Annotated in this window: 25 protein-coding genes; 6 read left to right on the top strand and 19 right to left on the bottom strand. The window is 62.7% G+C overall.

What is annotated here, in order from left to right:
• Positions 1 to 25 precede the first annotated feature (25 nt).
• The 13 genes from NKL04_RS08265 to moaA form a co-directional block, all read right to left on the bottom strand.
• Complete coding sequence (locus tag NKL04_RS08265; protein ID WP_023682485.1) at positions 26 to 595, bottom strand: DUF3299 domain-containing protein; 570 nt, start codon at positions 593 to 595, stop codon at positions 26 to 28.
• Positions 596 to 641: 46 nt separating this feature from the next.
• The gene (locus NKL04_RS08260) at positions 642 to 1,226 is read right to left on the bottom strand and encodes a GNAT family N-acetyltransferase (protein WP_023682486.1); all 585 of its coding nucleotides are present in this window, start codon (positions 1,224 to 1,226) and stop codon (positions 642 to 644) included.
• Positions 1,186 to 1,890, bottom strand: coding sequence for a DNA alkylation repair protein (locus NKL04_RS08255; protein ID WP_023702272.1), 705 nt, complete (start codon positions 1,888 to 1,890; stop codon positions 1,186 to 1,188). Before NKL04_RS08255 ends, NKL04_RS08260 begins: the two co-directional genes overlap by 41 nt.
• A 9-nt stretch (positions 1,891 to 1,899) precedes the next feature.
• Positions 1,900 to 2,769: an NAD(P)-dependent oxidoreductase gene (locus tag NKL04_RS08250; protein WP_023682488.1), complete on the bottom strand. Its 870-nt coding sequence runs from the start codon at positions 2,767 to 2,769 to the stop codon at positions 1,900 to 1,902.
• Between the two features lie 103 nt (positions 2,770 to 2,872).
• Positions 2,873 to 3,703, bottom strand: a complete 831-nt coding sequence (locus NKL04_RS08245) for an ABC transporter permease (RefSeq protein WP_023696151.1) — start codon at positions 3,701 to 3,703, stop codon at positions 2,873 to 2,875.
• Positions 3,700 to 4,416, bottom strand: a complete 717-nt coding sequence (locus NKL04_RS08240; protein WP_023669007.1) for an ABC transporter permease — start codon at positions 4,414 to 4,416, stop codon at positions 3,700 to 3,702. The genes NKL04_RS08245 and NKL04_RS08240 overlap by 4 nt, the downstream gene beginning before the upstream one ends.
• Positions 4,417 to 4,491: 75 nt before the next feature.
• Positions 4,492 to 5,277 (bottom strand): ABC transporter substrate-binding protein, encoded by a 786-nt coding sequence (locus NKL04_RS08235; protein ID WP_023682491.1) that lies wholly within the window; start codon positions 5,275 to 5,277, stop codon positions 4,492 to 4,494.
• 319 nt (positions 5,278 to 5,596) lie between these two features.
• The gene (gene mobB / locus NKL04_RS08230; RefSeq protein ID WP_023682492.1) at positions 5,597 to 6,100 is read right to left on the bottom strand and encodes a molybdopterin-guanine dinucleotide biosynthesis protein B; all 504 of its coding nucleotides are present in this window, start codon (positions 6,098 to 6,100) and stop codon (positions 5,597 to 5,599) included.
• Entirely contained in the window at positions 6,097 to 6,726 is a 630-nt protein-coding gene (mobA, locus tag NKL04_RS08225) for a molybdenum cofactor guanylyltransferase MobA (protein WP_023702271.1), read from the bottom strand. Before mobA ends, mobB begins: the two co-directional genes overlap by 4 nt.
• A 7-nt stretch (positions 6,727 to 6,733) precedes the next feature.
• Positions 6,734 to 7,654: a DMT family transporter gene (locus NKL04_RS08220; protein ID WP_023696149.1), complete on the bottom strand. Its 921-nt coding sequence runs from the start codon at positions 7,652 to 7,654 to the stop codon at positions 6,734 to 6,736.
• Positions 7,655 to 7,881: 227 nt separating this feature from the next.
• Complete coding sequence (locus tag NKL04_RS08215) at positions 7,882 to 8,238, bottom strand: hypothetical protein (RefSeq protein ID WP_023696148.1); 357 nt, start codon at positions 8,236 to 8,238, stop codon at positions 7,882 to 7,884.
• Positions 8,239 to 8,334: 96 nt separating this feature from the next.
• A complete protein-coding gene (locus tag NKL04_RS08210) occupies positions 8,335 to 8,835 on the bottom strand; it encodes a hypothetical protein (RefSeq protein WP_023696147.1) in 501 nt (166 codons plus the stop codon).
• A 52-nt stretch (positions 8,836 to 8,887) separates the two neighbouring features.
• Entirely contained in the window at positions 8,888 to 9,883 is a 996-nt protein-coding gene (gene moaA, locus NKL04_RS08205) for a GTP 3',8-cyclase MoaA (RefSeq protein ID WP_031193366.1), read from the bottom strand.
• Between the two features lie 200 nt (positions 9,884 to 10,083).
• On the opposite strand from moaA, the gene NKL04_RS08200 reads away from it, so the two are divergent.
• Positions 10,084 to 10,437 carry a gamma-butyrobetaine hydroxylase family protein gene (locus NKL04_RS08200; protein WP_023668999.1) on the top strand — a complete coding sequence of 118 codons (354 nt, stop codon included), beginning with the start codon at positions 10,084 to 10,086 and terminating at the stop codon, positions 10,435 to 10,437.
• Positions 10,438 to 10,502: 65 nt separating this feature from the next.
• The gene (locus NKL04_RS08195) at positions 10,503 to 11,114 is read left to right on the top strand and encodes a pyridoxamine 5'-phosphate oxidase family protein (RefSeq protein WP_023696145.1); all 612 of its coding nucleotides are present in this window, start codon (positions 10,503 to 10,505) and stop codon (positions 11,112 to 11,114) included.
• A 26-nt stretch (positions 11,115 to 11,140) separates the two neighbouring features.
• Here the strand turns inward: NKL04_RS08195 and NKL04_RS08190 are convergent, their stop codons facing one another.
• Positions 11,141 to 11,593 carry a MarR family winged helix-turn-helix transcriptional regulator gene (locus NKL04_RS08190; RefSeq protein ID WP_023682500.1) on the bottom strand — a complete coding sequence of 151 codons (453 nt, stop codon included), beginning with the start codon at positions 11,591 to 11,593 and terminating at the stop codon, positions 11,141 to 11,143.
• A gap of 48 nt (positions 11,594 to 11,641) precedes the next feature.
• Between NKL04_RS08190 and NKL04_RS08185 the strand changes: the two genes are divergently transcribed.
• The gene (locus tag NKL04_RS08185) at positions 11,642 to 12,550 is read left to right on the top strand and encodes an alpha/beta hydrolase (protein WP_023702270.1); all 909 of its coding nucleotides are present in this window, start codon (positions 11,642 to 11,644) and stop codon (positions 12,548 to 12,550) included.
• A 45-nt stretch (positions 12,551 to 12,595) separates the two neighbouring features.
• Here NKL04_RS08185 and NKL04_RS08180 read toward each other — a convergent pair whose 3' ends face one another.
• Both NKL04_RS08180 and NKL04_RS08175 read right to left on the bottom strand, forming a co-directional pair.
• On the bottom strand, positions 12,596 to 12,994 hold the full coding sequence (locus NKL04_RS08180) for a rhodanese-like domain-containing protein (RefSeq protein ID WP_023688500.1): 399 nt from the start codon (positions 12,992 to 12,994) through the stop codon (positions 12,596 to 12,598).
• Positions 12,995 to 13,056: 62 nt separating this feature from the next.
• Positions 13,057 to 13,665 carry a TetR/AcrR family transcriptional regulator gene (locus NKL04_RS08175; protein WP_023702269.1) on the bottom strand — a complete coding sequence of 203 codons (609 nt, stop codon included), beginning with the start codon at positions 13,663 to 13,665 and terminating at the stop codon, positions 13,057 to 13,059.
• A gap of 99 nt (positions 13,666 to 13,764) precedes the next feature.
• Here NKL04_RS08175 and NKL04_RS08170 point away from each other — a divergent pair, with 99 nt between their 5' ends.
• A complete protein-coding gene (locus NKL04_RS08170; RefSeq protein WP_023668994.1) occupies positions 13,765 to 14,511 on the top strand; it encodes a 3-oxoacyl-ACP reductase family protein in 747 nt (248 codons plus the stop codon).
• 212 nt (positions 14,512 to 14,723) lie between these two features.
• Positions 14,724 to 16,604: a L,D-transpeptidase family protein gene (locus NKL04_RS08165; protein ID WP_023702268.1), complete on the top strand. Its 1,881-nt coding sequence runs from the start codon at positions 14,724 to 14,726 to the stop codon at positions 16,602 to 16,604.
• 96 nt (positions 16,605 to 16,700) lie between these two features.
• Here the strand turns inward: NKL04_RS08165 and NKL04_RS08160 are convergent, their stop codons facing one another.
• The 3 genes from NKL04_RS08160 to NKL04_RS08150 form a co-directional block, all read right to left on the bottom strand.
• Positions 16,701 to 17,171, bottom strand: a complete 471-nt coding sequence (locus NKL04_RS08160) for a hypothetical protein (protein ID WP_023668992.1) — start codon at positions 17,169 to 17,171, stop codon at positions 16,701 to 16,703.
• A 91-nt stretch (positions 17,172 to 17,262) separates the two neighbouring features.
• Positions 17,263 to 18,003, bottom strand: a complete 741-nt coding sequence (locus NKL04_RS08155) for a lysozyme inhibitor LprI family protein (RefSeq protein ID WP_031209667.1) — start codon at positions 18,001 to 18,003, stop codon at positions 17,263 to 17,265.
• Positions 18,004 to 18,086: 83 nt separating this feature from the next.
• Positions 18,087 to 18,344 (bottom strand): PepSY domain-containing protein, encoded by a 258-nt coding sequence (locus NKL04_RS08150; RefSeq protein ID WP_023668990.1) that lies wholly within the window; start codon positions 18,342 to 18,344, stop codon positions 18,087 to 18,089.
• 357 nt (positions 18,345 to 18,701) lie between these two features.
• Between NKL04_RS08150 and NKL04_RS08145 the strand changes: the two genes are divergently transcribed.
• Complete coding sequence (locus tag NKL04_RS08145) at positions 18,702 to 20,474, top strand: adenylate/guanylate cyclase domain-containing protein (RefSeq protein WP_023668989.1); 1,773 nt, start codon at positions 18,702 to 18,704, stop codon at positions 20,472 to 20,474.
• Positions 20,475 to 20,483 lie beyond the last annotated feature (9 nt).

Below are 20,483 nucleotides of genomic sequence, written 5' to 3'. Positions count from 1 at the left end.
GTGACGCTGCACAAGCAGGCGCCGTTTAGTTCTTCTTTTTGTTGAGGAAACTCCAGGGCGAGTTGACCGGCAGCGTGATCGTGTCCGGCACCGTGTCGACTGCCACCACATCGGCTTTGCGTACGGTGTAGCCGGACTGGATGATGCTGACGCCGTCGAGAATGAACAACTGGCTCTTCTCCAAGCCGGGCCGCAAAGCGCCGGTCACGGCAACCGACTCATAGGACTGCGACATCTTGTAGGGACGGGCCGGCGTCACCAGCACGATCTGGTTGGGCGGCGGCGTCGGCATGTGGCTGCAAGCGCCTGTCCACGGCACCAGCAGGAATTGGTAGACGAGATCGCCATCACGGTCGACCGGCAATGCGTAGCCGGCTAATTGTACTATCTTGTCTTGCAGGTTGAGCGACAATGTCTCGCCACGATCGGGCAGTTTTGCCGCAATCATCGGCAGACCGGCATCTTCGGCCACCGCCTGCGTCGCAGGACGCAGATCTTTCCAGAAGATGCGCGCGGTTTGGCCTGAGGCGTTGGTAGCGGTGAACACCAACAACGCGGCTGCAAGCGCCAAGGTCGATTTGAGAGGACTGCTCATCGGCCGCTTCCTTTGTGCAGGAGTAAAGACGCCGCGGCCGATCGCGTCAACGCTCGAGCCGCATCACATGTCTGCGAGAGCCGGCCATGCCGACCTCATGGAACCCGCGAGCGATGAACATGTCGCGAAACCCCATGAAACGGTAGCTCGGCGATGCCTCGCCGACCGGGTAGGCCTCGATCACGCCGGCGCCCTTGGCAAAGGCGTGATCTATGGCAGCGTCAAGCAGCGCTGCCGCCAGCCCGCCGCCGCGCAGCGCCCTTGGCACATAGAAGCAGACGATCGACCAGATGCCGGTCTCGTCATCGTCCTGTTGCGACGTCAGCTTCCGATATGTCTGGCGCGGCGCGACCGAGCACCAGCCGACGGTCTTGCCGTCAATCTGGGCCAAGATTCCGACCGGCGTGCCGGCCTCGACAAGCGCCATCATGGCCCGTTTCAACTCGGCGTGCTGAACATGCTCGCGGCGGCCGGGCAGGGGCCGCCAGACCATGCACCAGCAATACTTCGGACCGCCTTGCGCTTCGAAGAGGCCTTCGAAATCGGCGCGCGTCTGCCGCGTCACCTCGGTGAACCGGACGTTGGCCAGGTCAGCCTTTTCTGGCGGCGATCCGCTCGATGATCTTGGCATTGGTGAGTTCCCGTACGGCGTCCTTGCCAATCCAGCGAGCCGTCTTGTCGGTCGACTGGGCCAGCCGTTCGGCCACGGCAAGGGCAGCACCGTGCATCTCCAACGATCGCTTGCCGATCGAACGAAGCGCCCAGTTTGCCGCCTTCTTCACGAAATTGCGGCTGTCGGCGGCATGCCCTTCGATGATCGGCAGGAAGCCGAGGAAAGTCGCCACCGGCTCCTGCTTCCGGTGCACGACGGACCAGGCCATCATGGCAAAGGCCGTGCGCCGAACGAACTCGCGCTCGTCCGCCGCGAACTCCTCGATCAGCTCCTTCCAGGCGTCCGTGTCGACGAAGAGATCGGAGACGCCGTCGACGATATCCCAGGAATCGAAGGACGACGCCCATTGTCGTGCATCCGCGGCTGAGAAGCGCTTCGGGTCGGCCGTGACGGAAGCGATGAACTGCGCCTCCATGATGCCGGTCTGCCATAGCTCGAAGGCTCGTTCGTGGTTGCGCTTGATCTTTTTGGCGATCTGCCGCTGCATGCCATGCGAGATGCCGAGCGCGCGCTCGATCTTGATGCCGTAGCGCAGCATACCGCGGCGATTGTCCTCCGAGCCGATCGAGCGCAAATGGGCGACGATCTCATCGGCGCTCGATTGGGGCGAAAGCTCGGCCATTGCGAACGCCTATTTTTCCAGGCGCGCCAGCAGGGACGAGGTGTCCCAGCGCTTGCCGCCCATCGCCTGCACATCCTTGTAGAACTGGTCGACAAGGGCGGTCACCGGCAGTCTCGCGCCATTGCGGTCGGCTTCATCGAGGCAGATGCCGAGATCCTTGCGCATCCAGTCGACGGCAAAGCCGAAATCATATTTACCGGCATTCATCGTCTTGTGGCGGTTCTCCATCTGCCAGGACCCGGCAGCGCCCTTGGAAATCACCTCGATGACCTTCTCGATGTCGAGCCCGGCCTTTTTGCCGAAATGGATGCCTTCGGCCAGTCCCTGAACCAGCCCGGCAATGGTAATCTGATTGATCATTTTCGTGAGCTGGCCGGCGCCCGACGGACCCATCAGCCCGACCATGCGGGCGAAGGCGTCGATGACCGGCCTGGCCTTGTCGAAGGCAGCCTGCTCGCCGCCGACCATCACCGTCAGCACGCCGTTCTCGGCGCCCGCCTGGCCGCCGGAAACCGGCGCGTCGAGGAAGGAAAAACCGGCCTTTTCGGCGGCGTCGGCCAGTTCGCGCGCGACTTCGGCCGAAGCCGTGGTGTTGTCGATGAAGACGGAGCCTTTTTTCATCGCGGCGAAGGCGCCATGGGCCCCGGTCGTCACCGAGCGCAGATCGTCGTCATTGCCGACGCAGGAGAAGACGAAGTCCTGGCCCTCTGCGGCCTCCGCCGGCGTCGCGGCAGACTTGCCGCCATGCTGGGCAACCCATTGCTCGGCTTTCGCCGCGGTGCGGTTGTAGACGGTGACGTCGTGGCCGCCTTTGTTCCTGAGGTGCCCGGCCATGGGATAGCCCATCACGCCAAGACCGAGAAATGCCACAGATGCCATGAGTTTGCCCTTCAGACGGAACGGAATTGTCTTGGAAAGCTCTAGGCTCTACGCGCCATTCGTCAAGACGCGCATGAGCCGATCGACTGGTACAGCCGACCGCTCAGCGGATCAGATGAATGGTGATCCGTCGCTCGATCCATTCGACGCCGTGGCGCAGGATCTCGACCATCACCAGATAGACGATGGCGACCCAGACATAGGCCTGGAAGTCGAAGGACTTGGCGTAGGCCAGCTTCGCGTTGCCCATCAAATCATAGACGGTGATGATGGCAACGATGGCGGAAGCCTTGATCATCAAGACGAGTTCATTGCCGTAGGGCCGGAGCGCGACGATAAAGGCCTGCGGCAGGACGACCTTGCGCAGCGTCTGCAATTTGTGCAGGCCGAGCGAAGCAGCGCCCTCCCATTGGCCCCTCGGAACACTTTCTATGGCGCCGCGCAGGATTTCGGCCTGGTAGGCGGCGGTGTTGAGCGCGAAGGCGAACACACCGCAATTGAAGGCGTCGCGGAAGAACCACCACAGTCCGACGGATTCGAGCTGCACCCGGAATGAGCCCAGGCCGTAATAGACGAGATAGACCTGGACGAGCAGCGGCGTGCCGCGGAAGAAATAGACGTAGCAATAGGCCAGGACAGACAAATAGCGGTTCGTTGACATGCGGGCATAGGTGACGGGCAGCGAAAAGAGCGCGCCGAGCACCATCGAGATGGCCACCAACGCAAGCGTGGTTCCCAAGCCCTGCAGATAGGCAGGCGCGTATCTGGCGAAGAACTCGCCATTCCAGGCGTAAACCAGATAGACGGCGATGCCGATGCCGAACAGGATCCAGAAGCCGACCAGTGCATAGCCGACGACACGGGCCCGCGGCCAGCCCCGCGCCCGTGGTGGTGGCTTCTCGATGTCGACGGCGGCGCGCGTCACGACGCTCATCGTGCCTCCCTCCGCCCGAGCGAACGCAGGATGAAGCCGGTGGCGATCGACGACAGGATGGCAAGGATGAGAAACACCATCGCCGCGACACTGTAGAACAGGAAGGAATGTTTGGTGACACGGGCCGCCACGCCGGCGTTGCGCAAGGTTTCAGCCAGGTTGACGACCGACACCAGGGCCGTGTCCTTGAGCAGGCTCAGCCAGCAATTCTCAAGGCCGGGGAAGGCGATGCGCAGCAGCTGCGGCAGGATCACCTTGCGCATCGTCTGCCATTTCGACAGCCCGATCGCATAGCCGCCCTCGTACTGGCCCTTCGGAATGGCGCGAAAGGCCGACAGGAAGACTTCGCTGGAATACGACGAAAAGATCAGCGACAGCACGATCATGCCGGCGAGGAAGCTGTCGACATCGACCGTCGCTTCCGGCCTGAACAGACGGATGACATACTGCAAGAGGATCGGCATGCCGAAGAAGAACAGGAAAAGCGTCACCAGTTCCGGCAGTCCGCGAAACACCGTGGTGTAGATGTTGGCAGCCACGCGAAGCGACGGCTCTTCGGATTGTTTTGCCCAGGCGACGAAAAAGCCGATCGTCAGGCCGATCGGCAGTGTCGCCAGCGCGAGCGCAATCGTGACCAGTGCGCCATAGGCAATATCGTCAATCCAGCCATCGGGTCCCCAAGTGAGAAGTATCCATATGTTCTGGCTTGGCATTGACGGGTCTTGTCTCCACTTCTGTCAGGCCAAGGCGGCAGCAGGAAACTTCCCCTGCCGCCTTGTTTCAGACGATCAGGACTCGGCGCCGAAGACGTCGAACTTGAAGTACTTGTCGTTGATTGCCTTGTACTTTCCGTTGGCGCGGATTGCGTCGATGGCGCTGTTCAACTTGTTGACCAGATCCGTCTCGCCCTTGCGCACGGCGATGCCGGCGCCCGGTCCAAAGATATCGACCGGCTGCGGCGAAGGCTGGCCGAGAATCTTGCAGCAGGCGCCATCAGGCGAATCCAGGAACTGTTGCAACACGACGATATCGTCCTCGATCGCGTCGAGACGGCCATTGGCGAGATCGGCCTGCTCTTCGGGGCTGCTCGGATAGCCCTTGACCGTGCTGTCCGTATAGGTTTTCGAGGCATAATTGAAATGCGTCGTGGTGGTTGCGACGCCGATGGTCTTGCCGGCCAGGTCTTCCTTGGTCACGCCCTTGAGGGTCGAATCCTTGGGTACCGCGATCGCCGACGGCGTGTTGTAGTATTTGTGGGTGAAGTCGACCTTCTCGGCGCGCTCCGGCGTGATCGACATCGAGGCGACGATGGCGTCGAACTTGCCGGCCTGCAGGGCCGGAATGATGCCGTCCCAATCCTGGGCGACGAAGGTGCACTTGACCTTCATCTCGTCGCAGAGCGCCTTGGCGATGTCGATGTCGAAGCCCACGAGCTGGCCGTCGGAGGTCAGGTTGTTGAATGGGGGGTACGCGCCTTCGGTGCCGATTCTCAGGGTCGTTTCCTGAGCCTGGGCGACGCCGAGCGTCAGCAGCGCAGCCGATGCGGCGAGCGCGATACGCAGTGCAATACGCATGATAGTCCTCTCTTTATGGCTCCCGGCCGTCGTTCCGGAACGGCTCTGTGGGGCGGTGCTTTTGACCGCCCGCTGGCGCGATACTCCCACTGTTTTCGGGAGAAAAGCAACTGTAAAACCGTTGCTTGCGGGATTTGCGGGTCCAGCCAATGCCGACGCCGGGTTAATGCATGTCGCCCAAAAGTGCGCAGCGGTTTTGGGACGACGACATGCATAAATAAAACAACCTGAAGCGCGTCGCATGAGGCCGTTCAGGCGCGACGCGCTTAGACAATGCAACGGCTGAAGAGGGCGGCTGACCCGGGCGAGGGCAGGGGCCTCAAGGTTTGAGGCCGGTCATGCGCTCGATGAAGTCGGCTATCCCTTCCGTGTCGTCGAGATCGAACACAGGCAGGCTTTCGCCGGTAACCGCGAAGTCGGCGGCAATCGCCACGATATGTCCGTCGTTCGCCGACAGCGGCGAGCGGTCCTTGGCCTCCCGCCGCCGGGTCTCGATCTTTTTGTGCGCCTCGCGCTTGTAGCCTTCGACCAGCACGATGTCGCACGGGGCCAACCGCGACAGGACCGTCTCCAGCGTCGGCTCGTCCTCACCGCGCAATTCATGCATCAGCGCCCAGCGTTTGCCCGACACCACCGCGACTTCGGTGGCGCCCGCCTGGCGGTGACGAAAGCTGTCGGCGCCAGGCTTGTCGATGTCGAACTCATGATGGGCGTGTTTGACCGTCGACACTGTCCAGCCGCGCCGGACGAGCTCTGTGACCAGCTTCTCGGTCAGTGTGGTCTTGCCGGAATTCTTCCAGCCGGTGATGCCGAAGATGTTCATGGGCCGATGCTCTGCAACAGACGCTCGGCCACCGCAAGGTCGGGCGGTGTGTTGATGTTGAAGAACGGGTCGATCTCGTCACTGCCGTGGGTCAGCAACGGAAATGCCACTTTGACACAGTCGTGCCGCTCGATGAAGGCGGAGACGCGCCTGTTGTCCTCGATCAGGAAATGGCGCAAGGCCTCACGCAGCCCGAGCGGCCACAGCGCAAAGGTCGGATGCCGCCTGCCGCCGGAACTGGCAACAGCGATGGAGCCTGGTCGCTCGTCAACAGCCGCAGCCAGCCTCTCGACCAGATCCACCGGCAGAAACGGCGTGTCGCCGGCGGCCGTCGCCAATGCCGTGCAAGCGGTGTTCGCTGCCGCCCATTCGAGGCCGGTGAGGATTCCGGCAAGCGGTCCGGCATAGCCTTCGACCGCATCGGCGAGAACCGGAAGACCGGCCGCGGCGAAGCGCGCCGGGTCACCATTGGCGCTGAGCGCCAGCGATCCGACCTGCGGCGCCAGGCGGGCAACGACATGGTCGAGAAGCGGACGCCCGCCAAGCGCCAGCAAAGTCTTGTCGCCGCCGCCCATGCGCCGTGACAGGCCTCCGGCCAGGATAATTCCTGCAATGTCTTGGCTCATGGCCAACCTATATGCCGTCCGGCGCCATGTCGGGTCCAGCGCTTTCGGCCGCCGGCTTCTGCCGGCCGACGACCCGCTCGCGATAGAGCGCGTAGAGGCCGGAGCCGATGATGATTGCGGAGCCAACGATCATCGGCAGGTCGGGGACATCGCCGAAGATGATGAGGCCAAGCAGCATCGACCAAAAGAGGGCGGTGTAGCGGAATGGCGCAATGAAGGAGATGTCGCCGGCCCGCATTGCCATGATGATGAACTGGTAGCCGATCAGCACCAGCACCGCCGCCAATGCCAAAAGTGCCGTGCCTTTGCCGGACATCGGCGTCCAGCCGCCCATCGGCGACAGGAGCACGGCGCCAACGATGGTCATGGCGATTGCCGTTGCCGTCGACACCAGCAAGGTCGGGATAGCGCTCGGGATGCGCTTGGTGGCGAGGTCACGTACTGCGCAACAGGCGACGCTGACGAGTGCGTACAGCGAATAGACGCTGAAGCCTTCGAAGCCTGGCCGCACGATGATCAGCACGCCGCCGAAGCCGACCGCGATCGCCAGCCAGCGCCGCCAGCCGACCGCTTCGTTGAATACGAGTGCCGCCCCCATCGTCACCGCCAGCGGCAGCGCCTGCAGCACCGCCGAGACATTGGCGATCGGCAGATGCGCTAATGCCACAAGGAAGGCGACGGTGGCGCCGGCCTCGGCGACCACGCGAAGCGCCACCAGCGGCTGCAGCATCGACCTCGGTCGCGCGAGCGCGCCTTGCTGCCAGGCGAGCAGGCCGACGAGCAGCGACGCAAAGGCGCCGCGCACCAGCATCACCTGCGCCATGTTCATCGATTCCGACGAGAACTTGGTGATGGCGTCGTTGAGGGTGAAGCCGATCATGGCCACCATCATGCACAGCGCGCCGCGAATGTTTGGGGAAAGAGGCAAGGGCGTTACCGGTTTTGCAAGAGCAATTCCAGGAAAAGTGTGAAACGGTTTTCCGTCCGGAATTGCGTGAAAACAAAGAATAAAGCGGTTCGACGTTTCGGCGAAACGGTGAACCGCTCAAGCCTGTAGCAGCCGGCGGCAAGACAGCAACGTCAAAGAAATAGGCCACGGATTTTCACCCGTGACCCATAGAAATCCCTGAGAGGGCTGGCCGATGACCGGCAGGCTCATTTCGGCGTCAGCACCTCGGTGCCGCTGCCGTTCTTACCGGCGATGGTCCACAGGCCGTGCAGCGAGCCGTCATCTTCTACCTTGTAGACGACGAGACCGATTTCCTTGCCCATGACATAGCCGGCGGAGAAGGCATCGTCGTTGCGCATGCAGATGCCGTCCGACGATGATCCGCCCGTCTCCCAATGGATGGTGCAGGTGGTCTCGCTGGTCAGTGTGATGGTGGCTTCGCCGCCATATTTCGAGCCGTCGAAATTGGTGCCCGCAACGGTGTAGCTGCCACCGATGGACTGTGCTGCTGCCGGCGCGACGGCAAACCCAAGCATTGCAAGAGAAAGTAAGAATGTGCGCATGTCGTATTCCCCCAAACCGAGCGACGAGCCGCTATAGGCCGAAATTTAGGGCGGAACGCGATGGCGGTAAATCGGGTTTGCAGCGTCGAGAGCGATTTATTCCCAGTGTTGCTCAGCCCCATGCAGGCTGTCGCCGATAGCGCCGACCAGTGGGTCGTACTTGGCCTTGAGCGAGGCGGGATATTCGATCCAGACTGTATGGATTGCATCCTCTTTTTCGAAGACGATTCGGGTATAGAAGATCTTGTCGCCTTTGGTGCCTGAGACCACTGCCCAGTTCTTACCGGTTTTGCTGTAAGTGACCTTTTCCCCAGAGTCAGGGTCGGCTTTTTCCTTTTCAACCAGACTGTCGGGCGTATCTTCCGTCAGCTTGTATCCGCCGTAACAGGACAAGCTCGCACCATCGGGGCTAAGCCATTTTCGACCGTCGCCATTGAGGGACTCAGCCATCGGCTTGCTGAAAATCTGGCTCGGGAACGTGCACACCGTGCCATAGCGCGCATTGATGTAGGTGAACGGCTTTGCGAGCGCCACTGTGGTCGCCAATGATAGGGCCACGACCAGCGCTGACAGCCCGGTTTGGCAAACACGCTGCATGGAAATCCCCCTCGCTTCCAACGGAAGCATTCTGCACCAATCGCGGAGAAAATCAGCCGCCGGTGACGCTCATATGTCTCGACACCGACGGGCGGCTGGTGCGGCGGTCGATGATGAAATCATGGCCTTTCGGCTTGCGGCCGATCGCTTCGTCGATGGCAGCAGCGACCAGCTCGTTGCCTTCTGAGGCACGCAACGGCGCGCGCAGGTCGGCGGCATCCTCCTGACCCAGGCACATATAGAGCGTGCCGGTGCAGGTCAGCCGCACGCGGTTGCAGCTTTCGCAGAAATTATGCGTCATCGGCGTGATGAAGCCCAGCCTGCCGCCGGTCTCTGCGACATGGACGTAGCGGGCCGGACCGCCGGTCTTGTAGGGGATGTCGCTCAGCGTGAACTGGCGCTCGAGCGAAGCGCGCAGCAGCGATAGCGGCAGATACTGGTCGGTCCGGTCGGCGTCGATCTCGCCCATCGGCATGGTTTCGATGACGGTCAAGTCCATGCCGCGGCCATGCGCCCAGCGCATCATCTCCGGCAGCTCGACGTCGTTGAAGTCCTTCAGCGCAACGGCGTTGAGCTTCACCTTCAGCCCCGCCGCCTGCGCGGCATCGATGCCTTGCATGACCTTGCCGAGATGGCCCCAGCGGGTGATGGCGTGGAACTTGTCGGCATCGAGCGTATCCAGCGAGACATTGATGCGCTCGACACCGCAATCGGCAAGCTCGGCGGCAAAGCGCGACAGCTGCGAGCCATTGGTGGTCAGCGTCAACTCTTCCAGCGCGCCGCTCTTCAGGTGCCGCGACAGCTGGCGCACCAGATGCATGATGTTCTTGCGCACCAGCGGCTCGCCGCCGGTGAGGCGCAGTTTGCGCACGCCCTTTTCGATGAAGACGGTGCAGAGCCGGTCGAGTTCCTCGAGTGACAGCAGGTCCTTCTTGGGCAGGAACGCCATGTCCTCGGCCATGCAATAGGTGCAGCGGAAATCGCAGCGGTCGGTGACCGACACGCGCAAGTAGCTGATCGTGCGACCGAAGGGATCGATCATGTCCATGCGTTCAAGCGTTTCCAATGCTGCGAGTGGTGCCGTTATATACGGCTATGTGATACGATCCAACCCGCCATTCAAGATAGCCGCTCTCGATCTTTGGTGACATTCCCTGGCCGACATCCGATGTCGGCCGGGTCCAAATGGCCTTTTCCGCTCGCGCGAAGCAGCGTAGGGAAGGGCGGATTGATGCGGGATGCAGAACAATGACGGCGCCGAAGGAACTCAGGGTCTCGAAGGACAGAAAACTGCTGTCCGTCACCTTTCCCGATCATCGGCCGTTCGAACTGCCGGCCGAACTGCTGCGCGTCGCTTCACCCTCGGCCGAGGTGCAGGGCCATTCGCCGGACCAGCGGGTGACGGTTCCCGGCAAGCGTAACGTTGCTATCCTGAAGATCGAGCCGGTCGGCAACTACGCCGTGCGCATCACCTTCGACGATTTCCACGACACCGGCATCTTCACCTGGAATTACCTGCACACGCTTGGCCACGAAAAGGACGCGCGCTGGAATGCCTATCTCGCCGAGCTCCAGGAGAAGGGACTGAGCCGCGACCGCTAGTTCGGCACTGTCGGCAAAACGTCATTGACTGGGGGTAACGCTGGCAACGGTTCGGAGACGGGAAAATGTCTGACATCACCACGGTCGAACAGCTCGAAGCCCTCTACGGCCTGCCCGGCGAAGCGTCGACGGTCAAGGAACTCGACCACGTCATTCCCGAATATGCCGCCTTCATCGAAGCCTCGCCTTTTGTCGCCCTGGCGACGAGCGGGCCGGAAGGGCTGGACTGTTCGCCGCGCGGCGATCTCGCCGGCTTTGTGCGCATGCATGACCCGAAAACGCTGATGATGCCGGACAGGCGCGGCAACAACCGCGCCGATTCGCTTAAGAACATCATCCGCGATCCTCGCGTCGGGCTGCTGTTTCTTGTGCCGGGTTCGGGCACGACGCTGCGCGTCAACGGCCGCGCCCGCATCACCACCGACGCCGCGCTTTGCGCCTCCTTCGCCGTCGAAGGCAAGCCGGCGCGCTCGGTCACCGTGGTCGATGTCGATTCGGTCTATTTCCAGTGCGCCCGCGCCATCGTTCGCTCGGAGCTGTGGAACCCGGCAAAGCACGTCGACCCGAAATCGCTGCCGACACCCGGAACAATCCTGGAAGTCACCAGCCGCAAGAATATCGATGCCGGTACTTACGACAAGGAATGGCCGGAGCGGGCGAAGAAGACGATGTGGTGAGGTGGGAGGCGCGTGGATCGAACGGCTCAGGTATCCTTCAGCACGTCATAGATCTTGCGCATCTGTTCGCCGATCATGTCGCACTGTTCCGCTGTCGACTGGCTCATCGCCTTTTCGATCAGCGCCATATGCACCTTCAGCGCTTTCATCAGGAGCTCCGTGCCGGCCTCGGTAAGCGTCAGCCGCAGCACGCGCTTGTCCTTCTCATCGCCTTCGCGGCGCAGCAGGCCGCGCGCCTCGAGCTGCGGCAACAGCATGGTGATGTTGGAGCGGCCGACCAGCAGTTTGCGGGCGAGATCGTGCTGCGACATGCCGGGATGGCGATAGAGGTTCATCAGCACGTCGAGCTGCGCCGGCTTGAGATCCAGCGGCGCCAGCTTTACCGCCAGCGTACGCTCCAGCACATGGCAGGCGCGCGCCACCGCGACCCAGTTGCGAAAGCGCGGGTTGTCCCAGGGCAGCTCTTGTTTAATGTTCATGTTTGAACTATTATGTTCATGCTTGAACGGAATGGATGGATCGCCACTATGGCATCATTTGGACTGAAGGTCATCCGGGGCGTGTTCCGCGCCGCCGAGCATGTGGCGCCCCGCCTGAGCGGGCGCGCCGCCTTCGAACTGTTCTGCCGCACGCCGAGCGTGAAGGCGCTCAGCGACGGCGAGCGGCGTGCGGTCGACCGCGCCGCCGGCTTCATGGCCGAGGCGCGCCATCATCGGCTGACGACCAAGGCCGGCTGCGTCATGGTGCACGAATTCCGGCCCGAGCCGGGCAGGGCGTCCGCCGGCACGGTGCTGGTGGTCCATGGCTGGCGTTCGCGCACGGAATATATGCGGGCGCTGATCGAAGGCTTTCGCGATGCGAGCTACCGGGTCGCCTCGCTCGACCTGCCGGGCCATGGCCAGTCGCTGGGCCGTCATCTCAATATGGTCAATGCGGTCGAGGCGGTCAGGGTCGCCGGCGAATGGTTCGGTCCGTTCAAGGCGATCGTCGGCCATTCCTTCGGTGGCGCCGTCGCCGCCAATGCCATTGCCGGTTCGATCAAGGGTATCCAGCCCGTCGCGGCCGAGCGGCTGGTGCTGGTCGCCGCGCCAAGTTCCCTGCCGGCGATCTTCGCCGACTTCAGCCGCATGCTCAATGTCGGTCCGCGTTCGCAGGTTTCCATGGCCGATCAGGTGAAAAGGCTGTCGGGCCGGCCGCTGCATGAATTCACCGGCGACCGCCAGTTGGCTGAGGCGCCGGTGCCGACGCTGGTCATCCACGCGCCGGACGACCGCGAAGTCCCCGCCGATCATGCCACACGTTATGCCGGCGCCGGCAGCCATGTGCGGCTGCACTGGGCCGATGGGCTCGGCCACCGTCGCATTCTCGCCGACAAAGGTGTTGTCGAACGCGCTGTGACTTTTGTCAAAAACGAGCGCGAGCCGATACTGCATTGATTCCAATGGGTGTATTGTCGACTCCGACAACGCCGGAGCGGTGAGCTAACCGTTCTTCTTGCCGCCCGGCTCGACGGGCAATCCGGCCGCCTTCCAGGCGGTATAGCCGCCAAGGATGTGCTTGACCGGCGACAGCCCCATATCCTGCGCCGTCTTGGTGGCCAGCGCCGAGCGCCAGCCGCCGGCGCAAAAGAAGACGAAGCTTTTGCCCGAGGCAAAGAACGGCTTGTGGTAAGGGCTTTCGGGATCGATCCAGAATTCCAGCATGCCGCGAGTGACATGTTTGGCGCCGGGGATCTGGCCGTCCCGCTCGATCTCGCGTGGATCGCGCAGGTCGACGAAGATGGTGTCCTCGTCGTCGAGCAGCCCGGCCGCTTCCTCGGGCGAGACCACCTCGATCTCGGCATTGGCCTCGTCGAGCAACTCGCGATACCCTTTTTTCACGGATGATCCCTCCCGGCGCATTTCGCCGCCGACTGGATTTCCAGCACAAGCTCCGCGCTTTGTCACGCTGTTCCGACCAGCCCCTGCCACGCCGCCATCGCTCCGGCCACTGTGGCCATCAGCGCTTCGCACGAGGCGCCGTCGCGGGCCTGGATCGACATGCCGTGCTGGACCGTCGCATAGAAGGTCGCCGCCGCGTTGCTGTCGAAGCCCGCCGGCAATTCGCCTTCCGCCACACCGCGTTCCAGCCGTCTCAGCAAGAGGGTGTGGTTTTCGGCGCGGCGGCGGCGCAAATCATCGCAGATCGCGCCGCTGCTTGAATCCTGGTGCAGTGCGCCCAGCGCGATGAGACAGCCCTGCGGGCGGTCGTCCTGAGAGTACGCTTTTGCCGTCTGGCGCAGGAAATTCTCGATCGCCTGGCATGCCGTCGGCGCTTCGTCCAGCGCGCTCCAGATCTCGGTGCCTTCGTTGCGGGTGTAATACTCGGTCGCTTCCAGAAACAGCGCCTCCTTGCTGCCGAAGGCGGCATAGAGGCTGGGCGAGCTGATCCCCATCGCCGCGGTCAGTCCGGCGATCGAGGTGCCCTCATAGCCTTTGGCCCAGAACAGCTCCATCGCCTGCCGCAAGGCGGCGGTTCGATCGAAGGTGCGGGGACGGCCTCTTTCCGGCATGACGATCTTTTCTGTGTTGATCGATACATAATTCACTTGACGTCGCCAGGCAAGGTTGCCAGATATTTATGTATCGATCGTTACATAACGGAGAATGACATGTCAGCGAACGGATTGAACGGCAAGGCAGCACTGGTCACCGGCGGCAGCCGCGGCATAGGTGCTGCGATAGCAAAACGGCTTGCGGCCGATGGCGCCGACGTCGCCATCACCTACGTCAACAGCTCGGCGCCGGCCCAAGCTGTCGTCGCCGAGATTATAGCGGCAGGTGGTCGCGCGATCGCCATCCAAGCCGACAATCGCGACGCCGCCGCCATCGAAGGCTCGGTCGCCGAGGCGGTGAATGCCTTCGGCCAGCTCGACATCCTGGTCAACAGCGCCGGCATCTGGCGCGCGGCGCCCATCGAACAGATGTCGCTGGCCGACTTTGACGAGACCATTGAGGTTAATCTGAGAGCGCCGTTCGTGGCCTCGAAGGCGGCAGCGGCTCACATGGGCGAGGGCGGCCGCATCATTTCGATCGGCAGCAATCTGGCCGAGCGCGTCACCGACACCAGCCTCAGCGCCTATTCGACCAGCAAGGCTGCGCTGGTCGGCCTGACCAAGGCGCTGGCGCGAGACCTGGGTCCGCGCGGCATCACCGCCAACGTCGTTCATCCCGGTTCGACCGACACCGACATGAACCCGGCCGAAGGCCCGCATGCCGAACACCAGCGGCGGAAGATGGCGACGCCCCGCTTCGGCAAGGCTGACGAGATCGCCGGCATGGTTGCCTGGCTCGCCGGTCCGGAAGGGCGCTTCGTCACCGGCGCCGCGCTCACCATCGACGGTGGCGCCAACGCCTGAAGCAGCAGCCGCTTTGACCGGTCTGGAGCGGCAACGCCGCTCCAGACGTCACGATGTTGTGAAACCGTTCTGCAACAGGCCTGCGGAAATTTATGGAAGCTTAACGAAATCGGTATGAATCGGTATAGTAGCGCCTTACATCCGCCATGCGGTTGGCAAGATCGTCTAGCGGCGCGGAACGGGAGCCGGCTTGCAGCCGGAGCGGGTGATTAATGAAATTCCTCGGAAATAAAGCCACCGTGATGCCGCTTGCAGTGGCGGCAGCACTGGCCTTCGGTGTGCCGCAGGCAAGCGCGCAAGGCCTGTTCGACATGCTGTTCGGCGGTGGCGTCAAGCACAGGCCGCAAGGCGAATTCCCGCCGCCGCCAAAGCGCAAGCCGAAGCCCGCCGTATCGGGCGGCGGCGGCACCAGGATCAGCAGCCCGTCCTACTACACCTACAAGGCCGACCGGCTGGTGCGCGTCGACTTTGCCGCGTTGGTGGCAGCACCTCCCCAGGTGGCAACAGCTGAAGACGCCGCCTTTGTGCCGTCGGCGACCAGCACTGCCTTCCGCGAAGCCGTTGCAGGCCTTAGTGACTATGAACTCTATGCCGAGCCCGATATCGCCAAGGCACTGATTGCCTATTACTCTGCCAATCCTGATTTCATCTGGGTGAACGAGGGCAATCCCAATGCCCGCGCCCAGGATGCGGTGCGGGTGCTTGGCGAAGCCGCAAGCTATGGTCTCACGTCGGCCGACTACACGGTCGAGGTGCCGGCAGCCAACGCATCGGCAGTCGATGCCGACGCCCATCTGAAGGAACTCGTCCGCTTCGAGATGGCGCTGTCGGCGCGCGTACTGCGCTATGCCCGTGACGCCCAGAGCGGGCGCGTCGATCCCAATCGCATCACCGGCTACTATGAATTTCCGCCGAAGCCGGTCGACATGGAAGGCGCGCTCAAGACGCTGGCTCACACCCAGGAAGTGCGCACCTACCTCGAATCGCGGCACCCGCAGAACGCGGAATATCAGGCGCTGCGCGTCGAACTTGAATCGCTGCAGGCGAGCGCCGAAAACGAAATCGTCGTCGATCCCAAGCTGTTGCTGAAGCCCGGCGAGACCAGCGCCGAACTGCCGAAGCTGCTGACGCTGATCGCGCGCAATCTCGACGACGAGATGGGCGGCGCCTATGGCGAGATCCTGTCTCGTCTCGGCACCAGCGATGTCTATGTTCCCGAACTGGTTCCGATCATCAAGGCCGTGCAGGTGAAGGCCGGCATGAAGGGCGATGGGGTCATCGGCCCGCGCACCGTCGCCTCGCTCGCCGGCACGTCCAAGGCCGACAGGCTGCAGAAGGTGCAGGTCGCGCTGGAAGAATTGCGCTGGATGCCGTCCGATCTCGGCAGCCCGCGGGTCTTCATCAACCAGCCCGCCTTCACCGCCAGCTATATCGACAATGGCGAGGAGAAGCTGAAGACCCGCGTCGTCATCGGCCGGACCACCAACCAGACCGCCTTCTTCTTCAAGGAGATCAAGCAGGTCGATTTCCATCCCTATTGGGGCGTGCCGCAGTCGATCATCGTCAACGAGATGCTGCCAAGGCTGCGTGGCGATCCGGGCTATCTCGACCGTGCCGGCTACGAGGTGACCGATTCGCGCGGCAGGCGGGTTCCCTCTTCCTCGGTCAATTGGGGCGCCTACGGCGCCAACATTCCCTACAGCGTGCGCCAGCAGCCGAGCGAAGCCAATGCGCTGGGCGAACTGAAGATCCTGTTCCCCAACAAGCACGCCATCTACATGCACGACACGCCGCAAAAATCCTTCTTCCAGCGCGATATGCGGGCGCTCAGCCATGGCTGTATTCGCCTTCAGGATCCGCGTGGGATGGCGGCGGCGGTGCTCGGCGTCTCGGTCGACGACATCGCCGAAAAGCTCAAGCACGGCCATGCCAGCGAAGACGTGACACGCACGATTCCCGTCTATGTCTCCTACTTCACTGCCTGGCCGGACCTGTCCGGCAAAGTCGAATATTTCAACGACGTCTACGACCGCGACACGCGGCTGATGCAGGCGCTGGACGCGACTGAAGCGGTGCGCTCGCCGACGAGCTGAACCAGCGGAGTTCCTCGTTCAACGAACGAGGAACTCACTTTATCTCTCTGGTTTAATTAGATTTTTGGCCGATGGACGGTCGCCCGTTTCCTGCGATCAGCGCTGGATGAGCGGACGCCGGAAGCCGGCGTCGCGGCCCGCGATCAGCCAATAGACCAGACCGGCTACGAGGCCGGCGGCGGCGATGATGCCGATATCGGCCCAGCGTCCGGCATCCTCTTCCGCGGCCGGCCAGACCAGGAAGAAGCCGGCTGCAGCGGCAGCGGCGCCAAACAGCATGTGCACCAGGAAATTGCGCAGGGCAAAGAATTCGGCGAGCAGCGCGAAGATCAGCGTCTGCAGGCCGGTCAGCACGATCGTCAGGAAATAGACGACCATGCCGAGCGGCGGCCACAGCAGCACGACAATGGGCGAAAATTGCATGGCGCCGAAATAGTCCGGCGCGTTGGGCAATACGGCGAGTGCGCAATATATCGCCACGACCGCGAACAATCCGATCAGCACCGAAACGAAATAGCCGGCAAGCATCATCAGGATGCGCTTCAAAACATGCTTAACCATGGCCATGCACCCCCGTGCCCTGCAACTGTTACGCGCACTCAGCCATCAAAGGCGGACCGGCGCAAGAGTGCATCCAGCAGTGCTTTGCGGCAAATCTTCAGGCGCCGCCGCATAGATGTTGTGAATCCGGCAAAACCCATGTGCCTTTTATCGTGAGGTCGACGCCGTAATAGACCCGCCCGCGCTCGTCGGCCTGCGGACAATCCCTCGGGATCGAAATCAGGCACATGACGACAGGATCGCCGGCTTTCGAACTGGCAAGGCCAGGCTCCCGCTCGTAGGAAACCCCGGCGCCGCCATTGCTGAACCGCGCCAGGCTGCCGGCTTCAGGGCCGGCGGTTTCCAGCGGGTCGTCGCCGAGCCGCGTCGTCAGCGCGGTGATGTGGGTCAAGGCGCATTGGCCGATCGACGAGGGCAGGGGCTGGTCGGGGCTGCCCGGATGGCGGGCCGCGGTGTCGAGCGCCTTCTTGCCGATCAGGGCGATGTTGTAATCCTGCACCCAGGACGGCGCATTGCCGTAGGTCTGCAGCGCATTGTTCTGGGCGCTGACGATGCAGGCGGCATCCTGCCCGCAGGCGTTCCTGTCAGTGATGAGCGCACGGGCGATCTTGCGCTTGTCGCGGCCAAAGGCTGGCTCGAAACCCGTAAAGGCCTTGGCGACCAAGGCATCAATTGCCGACAGTTGCGGGTCGGCACAGATCGCCTTTTCCACCGGCAGGCTGGCTTTGCGGCAGTCGAAGGATGGCCCGTCGGCACGCGCTGGACCAAGGCAGACCGCCGCGCCAGCCAGTGCAACGACAAGCGCAAGCGAGTTGGCAATTCGATTGGAAGAAAGCATGGTCGCCCCGTTGTCCGACAACTGCCACCATCGTAGGCAAAAAACGCGGCGGACGGAATTGCCGAAGCGGTGCGGTATCAGCGCTATTTCGGTTCGGCTGTTACGGGATCGAAGGTGATTTCGACTTTCGCCTTGTCGGCGGTGTAATAGGTGACGGTGTACCCGTCCTTGTCCCAGTCGACCTCCTTCACATAGCGAAAGCCGTCGCGCTGCTCGACCTTGGCGATGATTGCCGACAGTTTCTGGGCATTCGTCGGCGGCAGTGGGCTGTCATCCGCGGCAAAGGCAGTCGAGCCGGCCAGAAGAACGACGACGCCGGTCGCCAGAACAAGATTTCGCATGATTACCCTCATTTCACGTTGGTATGAACCGCACCGGAAACTCGCAGGCAGCACAGTTTGTTCCGAGTGCTGACGTCGCGCAGGTTCCGTGAAGCCCTGGATCGCCGCGCTCAGAGCTACGGCACGCCAATATTTGCGCCAACCGCTGGCCAACCATGAGTGCTGCCACGGCCCGCGCTGGACAACCCGATGGTGGTAGAGCTTTGCCCAAGACCCTGCTAGACTTCTGGTCCTGGCGGGGTGGCATGGCGCGCCAACCCCGCCGGAATCTTCATCTCTCAGCGCGCGGCGAAGTGTTTCAGGAACGGGTCGTCGCCTGTGCTGGACCAGAACCAGAAAGGGAGCGGGGGCTCGAACATGGCTGTACGGAACTACACCCGTCAGCTGGCGACAATCATTTCTATCGATGCCGTCGGGTTCTCCCGGCTGATGGGCATCGACGACGAGTCTGCTGTCGCGGCATTCGAGGAACGGCGCGACATCATCGCCGACAGCTGTGGCACATTTGGCGGCCGCACGTTCGGCGACGCCGGCGACAGCATCATGGCCGAGTTCGGCAATCCGATCGAGGCGTTGCGCGCGGCCTTTGATTTCCAGGGCCGCATCGTCGCCCTCAACGCCGAGGTTGCCGACGATATGCGCATGCCGTTTCGCGCCGGCATCAACACCGGCGACGTCATCGTGCGTGGTGGCCGCCTCTACGGCGACGACGTCAACATCGCCGCGAGAATCCAGGAATTCGCGCCGGGCGACGGTCTCGCCGTTTCGGAGACGACCTGGCACCATGTGAAGGACAAGACGGCGGCCGAATTCACCGATCTCGGCGAATTCAGGCTGAAGAACATCGCCTTGCCGGTGCGCGTTCTGATCGCCGGCCGCAGCGGCAACGGATCCTCGCCGGCGGCGTCGTTCGCGGCCATTCCCCAGGCCAATGCGCAGCAGAAGCTGTCGTCCAAGGGGCCGCCGGCGATCGCCGTCCTGCCCTTCCACGCCGATGGCGGCGAGCATGACATCGGCTACATGGCCGACGGCATCGCCGAGGACATCATCTATGGTCTATCCAACACCAGATGGCTCTCGGTCATCGCCAAGGGCTCCAGCTTCCAGTTCCGCGACGACACGCTGGGCACCCGGGTGATCGGCAACGCGCTCGGCGCGCGCTACATCGTCAGCGGCACGCTGATGCGCAATGGTGGCCAGATCCGCCTCAACACCTCGCTGGCCGACGCGTCCAACGGGCGGCTGGTGTGGTCGCAGCGCTTCGATCGCGATCTGGTCGACATCTTCAACCTGCGCGACCAGATCGGCGCTGAGATTGTTTCGATCCTCGACAAGGAGGTCGACCGGGCGGAACAGGCACGCACCTTCCAGGTTCCCTGGGAAAGCCTGGAGACCTGGCAACTGGTGCGACGCGGCCGCTGGCACATGAACCGGCGCACCCGTGGCGACACCGAAACCGCACTCGAGTTCTTCCAGAAGGCGTACCGCGAGGACGCCAACTCGAGCGCCGTGCTCAATGAACTGGCGTGGTGGTATTTCTGGCGGGCATGGCTGCGTTTCGGCGACAGCGACGATTTGAACAAGGTCGAGCAGTTTGCCCGCAAGGCGTTGCTGGTGGACAGCCTGGATGCACGCCCGCACGCCCATCTCGGCGCCGTCGACATCATGCGCGGCGAACCGCGATCGGCCGTCGACCATTTCGAGGAAGCGATCCACATCAATCCGAGCTTTGCCTTCGCGCGCTCGGCCATGGGCAGCGCCCAGCTGCTGCTCGGCAATGCCGCGTCAGCGATACCGTTCTTTCTCGATACCGAGCGATTGAGCCCGTTCGACCTCTACCGCTTCCACAATCTGGGGGAACTGACGGCGGCCTACTGTTTGGTCGAGAACTGGCCGGCGGCGATCGCTGCCGCCGATCGCTCGCTCAACCTGTCTCCCGGCTATTTTTATTCCAGGTTCCTGAAGATCGGCGCGCTGATGCGAAGCGGCCGGCCGGAACAGGCGCGGCGCGAGATGACCATTTTCACCACCCGGCATCCTGATTTTTCAGAACAGCGTGTGCGCTGGATACCTTTCACCGACAAGGCCGCGAACGAGTTCCTCGTCGCCAATTTCCGACTGGCCAAATGAACATGGCGT

The sequence above is a fragment of the Mesorhizobium sp. C264A genome (genome assembly GCF_040324515.1).
Taxonomy (GTDB): domain Bacteria; phylum Pseudomonadota; class Alphaproteobacteria; order Rhizobiales; family Rhizobiaceae; genus Mesorhizobium.
Note: the sequence above shows the minus strand (reverse complement) of the source record. Positions and strands in the feature narration are given on the sequence as shown.

Excerpts from the sequence above, each read along its gene's own strand:
- NKL04_RS08265 (WP_023682485.1), bottom strand. The coding sequence starts at position 595 with ATGAGCAGTCCTCTCAAATCGACCTTGGCGCTTGCAGCCGCGTTGTTG.
- NKL04_RS08260 (WP_023682486.1), bottom strand. The coding sequence starts at position 1,226 with ATGCCAAGATCATCGAGCGGATCGCCGCCAGAAAAGGCTGACCTGGCC.
- NKL04_RS08255 (WP_023702272.1), bottom strand. The coding sequence starts at position 1,890 with ATGGCCGAGCTTTCGCCCCAATCGAGCGCCGATGAGATCGTCGCCCAT.
- NKL04_RS08250 (WP_023682488.1), bottom strand. The coding sequence starts at position 2,769 with ATGGCATCTGTGGCATTTCTCGGTCTTGGCGTGATGGGCTATCCCATG.
- NKL04_RS08245 (WP_023696151.1), bottom strand. The coding sequence starts at position 3,703 with ATGAGCGTCGTGACGCGCGCCGCCGTCGACATCGAGAAGCCACCACCA.
- NKL04_RS08240 (WP_023669007.1), bottom strand. The coding sequence starts at position 4,416 with ATGCCAAGCCAGAACATATGGATACTTCTCACTTGGGGACCCGATGGC.
- NKL04_RS08235 (WP_023682491.1), bottom strand. The coding sequence starts at position 5,277 with ATGCGTATTGCACTGCGTATCGCGCTCGCCGCATCGGCTGCGCTGCTG.
- mobB (WP_023682492.1), bottom strand. The coding sequence starts at position 6,100 with ATGAACATCTTCGGCATCACCGGCTGGAAGAATTCCGGCAAGACCACA.
- mobA (WP_023702271.1), bottom strand. The coding sequence starts at position 6,726 with ATGAGCCAAGACATTGCAGGAATTATCCTGGCCGGAGGCCTGTCACGG.
- NKL04_RS08215 (WP_023696148.1), bottom strand. The coding sequence starts at position 8,238 with ATGCGCACATTCTTACTTTCTCTTGCAATGCTTGGGTTTGCCGTCGCG.
- NKL04_RS08210 (WP_023696147.1), bottom strand. The coding sequence starts at position 8,835 with ATGCAGCGTGTTTGCCAAACCGGGCTGTCAGCGCTGGTCGTGGCCCTA.
- moaA (WP_031193366.1), bottom strand. The coding sequence starts at position 9,883 with ATGGACATGATCGATCCCTTCGGTCGCACGATCAGCTACTTGCGCGTG.
- NKL04_RS08200 (WP_023668999.1), top strand. The coding sequence starts at position 10,084 with ATGACGGCGCCGAAGGAACTCAGGGTCTCGAAGGACAGAAAACTGCTG.
- NKL04_RS08195 (WP_023696145.1), top strand. The coding sequence starts at position 10,503 with ATGTCTGACATCACCACGGTCGAACAGCTCGAAGCCCTCTACGGCCTG.
- NKL04_RS08190 (WP_023682500.1), bottom strand. The coding sequence starts at position 11,593 with ATGAACATTAAACAAGAGCTGCCCTGGGACAACCCGCGCTTTCGCAAC.
- NKL04_RS08185 (WP_023702270.1), top strand. The coding sequence starts at position 11,642 with ATGGCATCATTTGGACTGAAGGTCATCCGGGGCGTGTTCCGCGCCGCC.
- NKL04_RS08175 (WP_023702269.1), bottom strand. The coding sequence starts at position 13,665 with ATGCCGGAAAGAGGCCGTCCCCGCACCTTCGATCGAACCGCCGCCTTG.
- NKL04_RS08170 (WP_023668994.1), top strand. The coding sequence starts at position 13,765 with ATGTCAGCGAACGGATTGAACGGCAAGGCAGCACTGGTCACCGGCGGC.
- NKL04_RS08165 (WP_023702268.1), top strand. The coding sequence starts at position 14,724 with ATGAAATTCCTCGGAAATAAAGCCACCGTGATGCCGCTTGCAGTGGCG.
- NKL04_RS08160 (WP_023668992.1), bottom strand. The coding sequence starts at position 17,171 with ATGGCCATGGTTAAGCATGTTTTGAAGCGCATCCTGATGATGCTTGCC.
- NKL04_RS08155 (WP_031209667.1), bottom strand. The coding sequence starts at position 18,003 with ATGCTTTCTTCCAATCGAATTGCCAACTCGCTTGCGCTTGTCGTTGCA.
- NKL04_RS08150 (WP_023668990.1), bottom strand. The coding sequence starts at position 18,344 with ATGCGAAATCTTGTTCTGGCGACCGGCGTCGTCGTTCTTCTGGCCGGC.
- NKL04_RS08145 (WP_023668989.1), top strand. The coding sequence starts at position 18,702 with ATGGCTGTACGGAACTACACCCGTCAGCTGGCGACAATCATTTCTATC.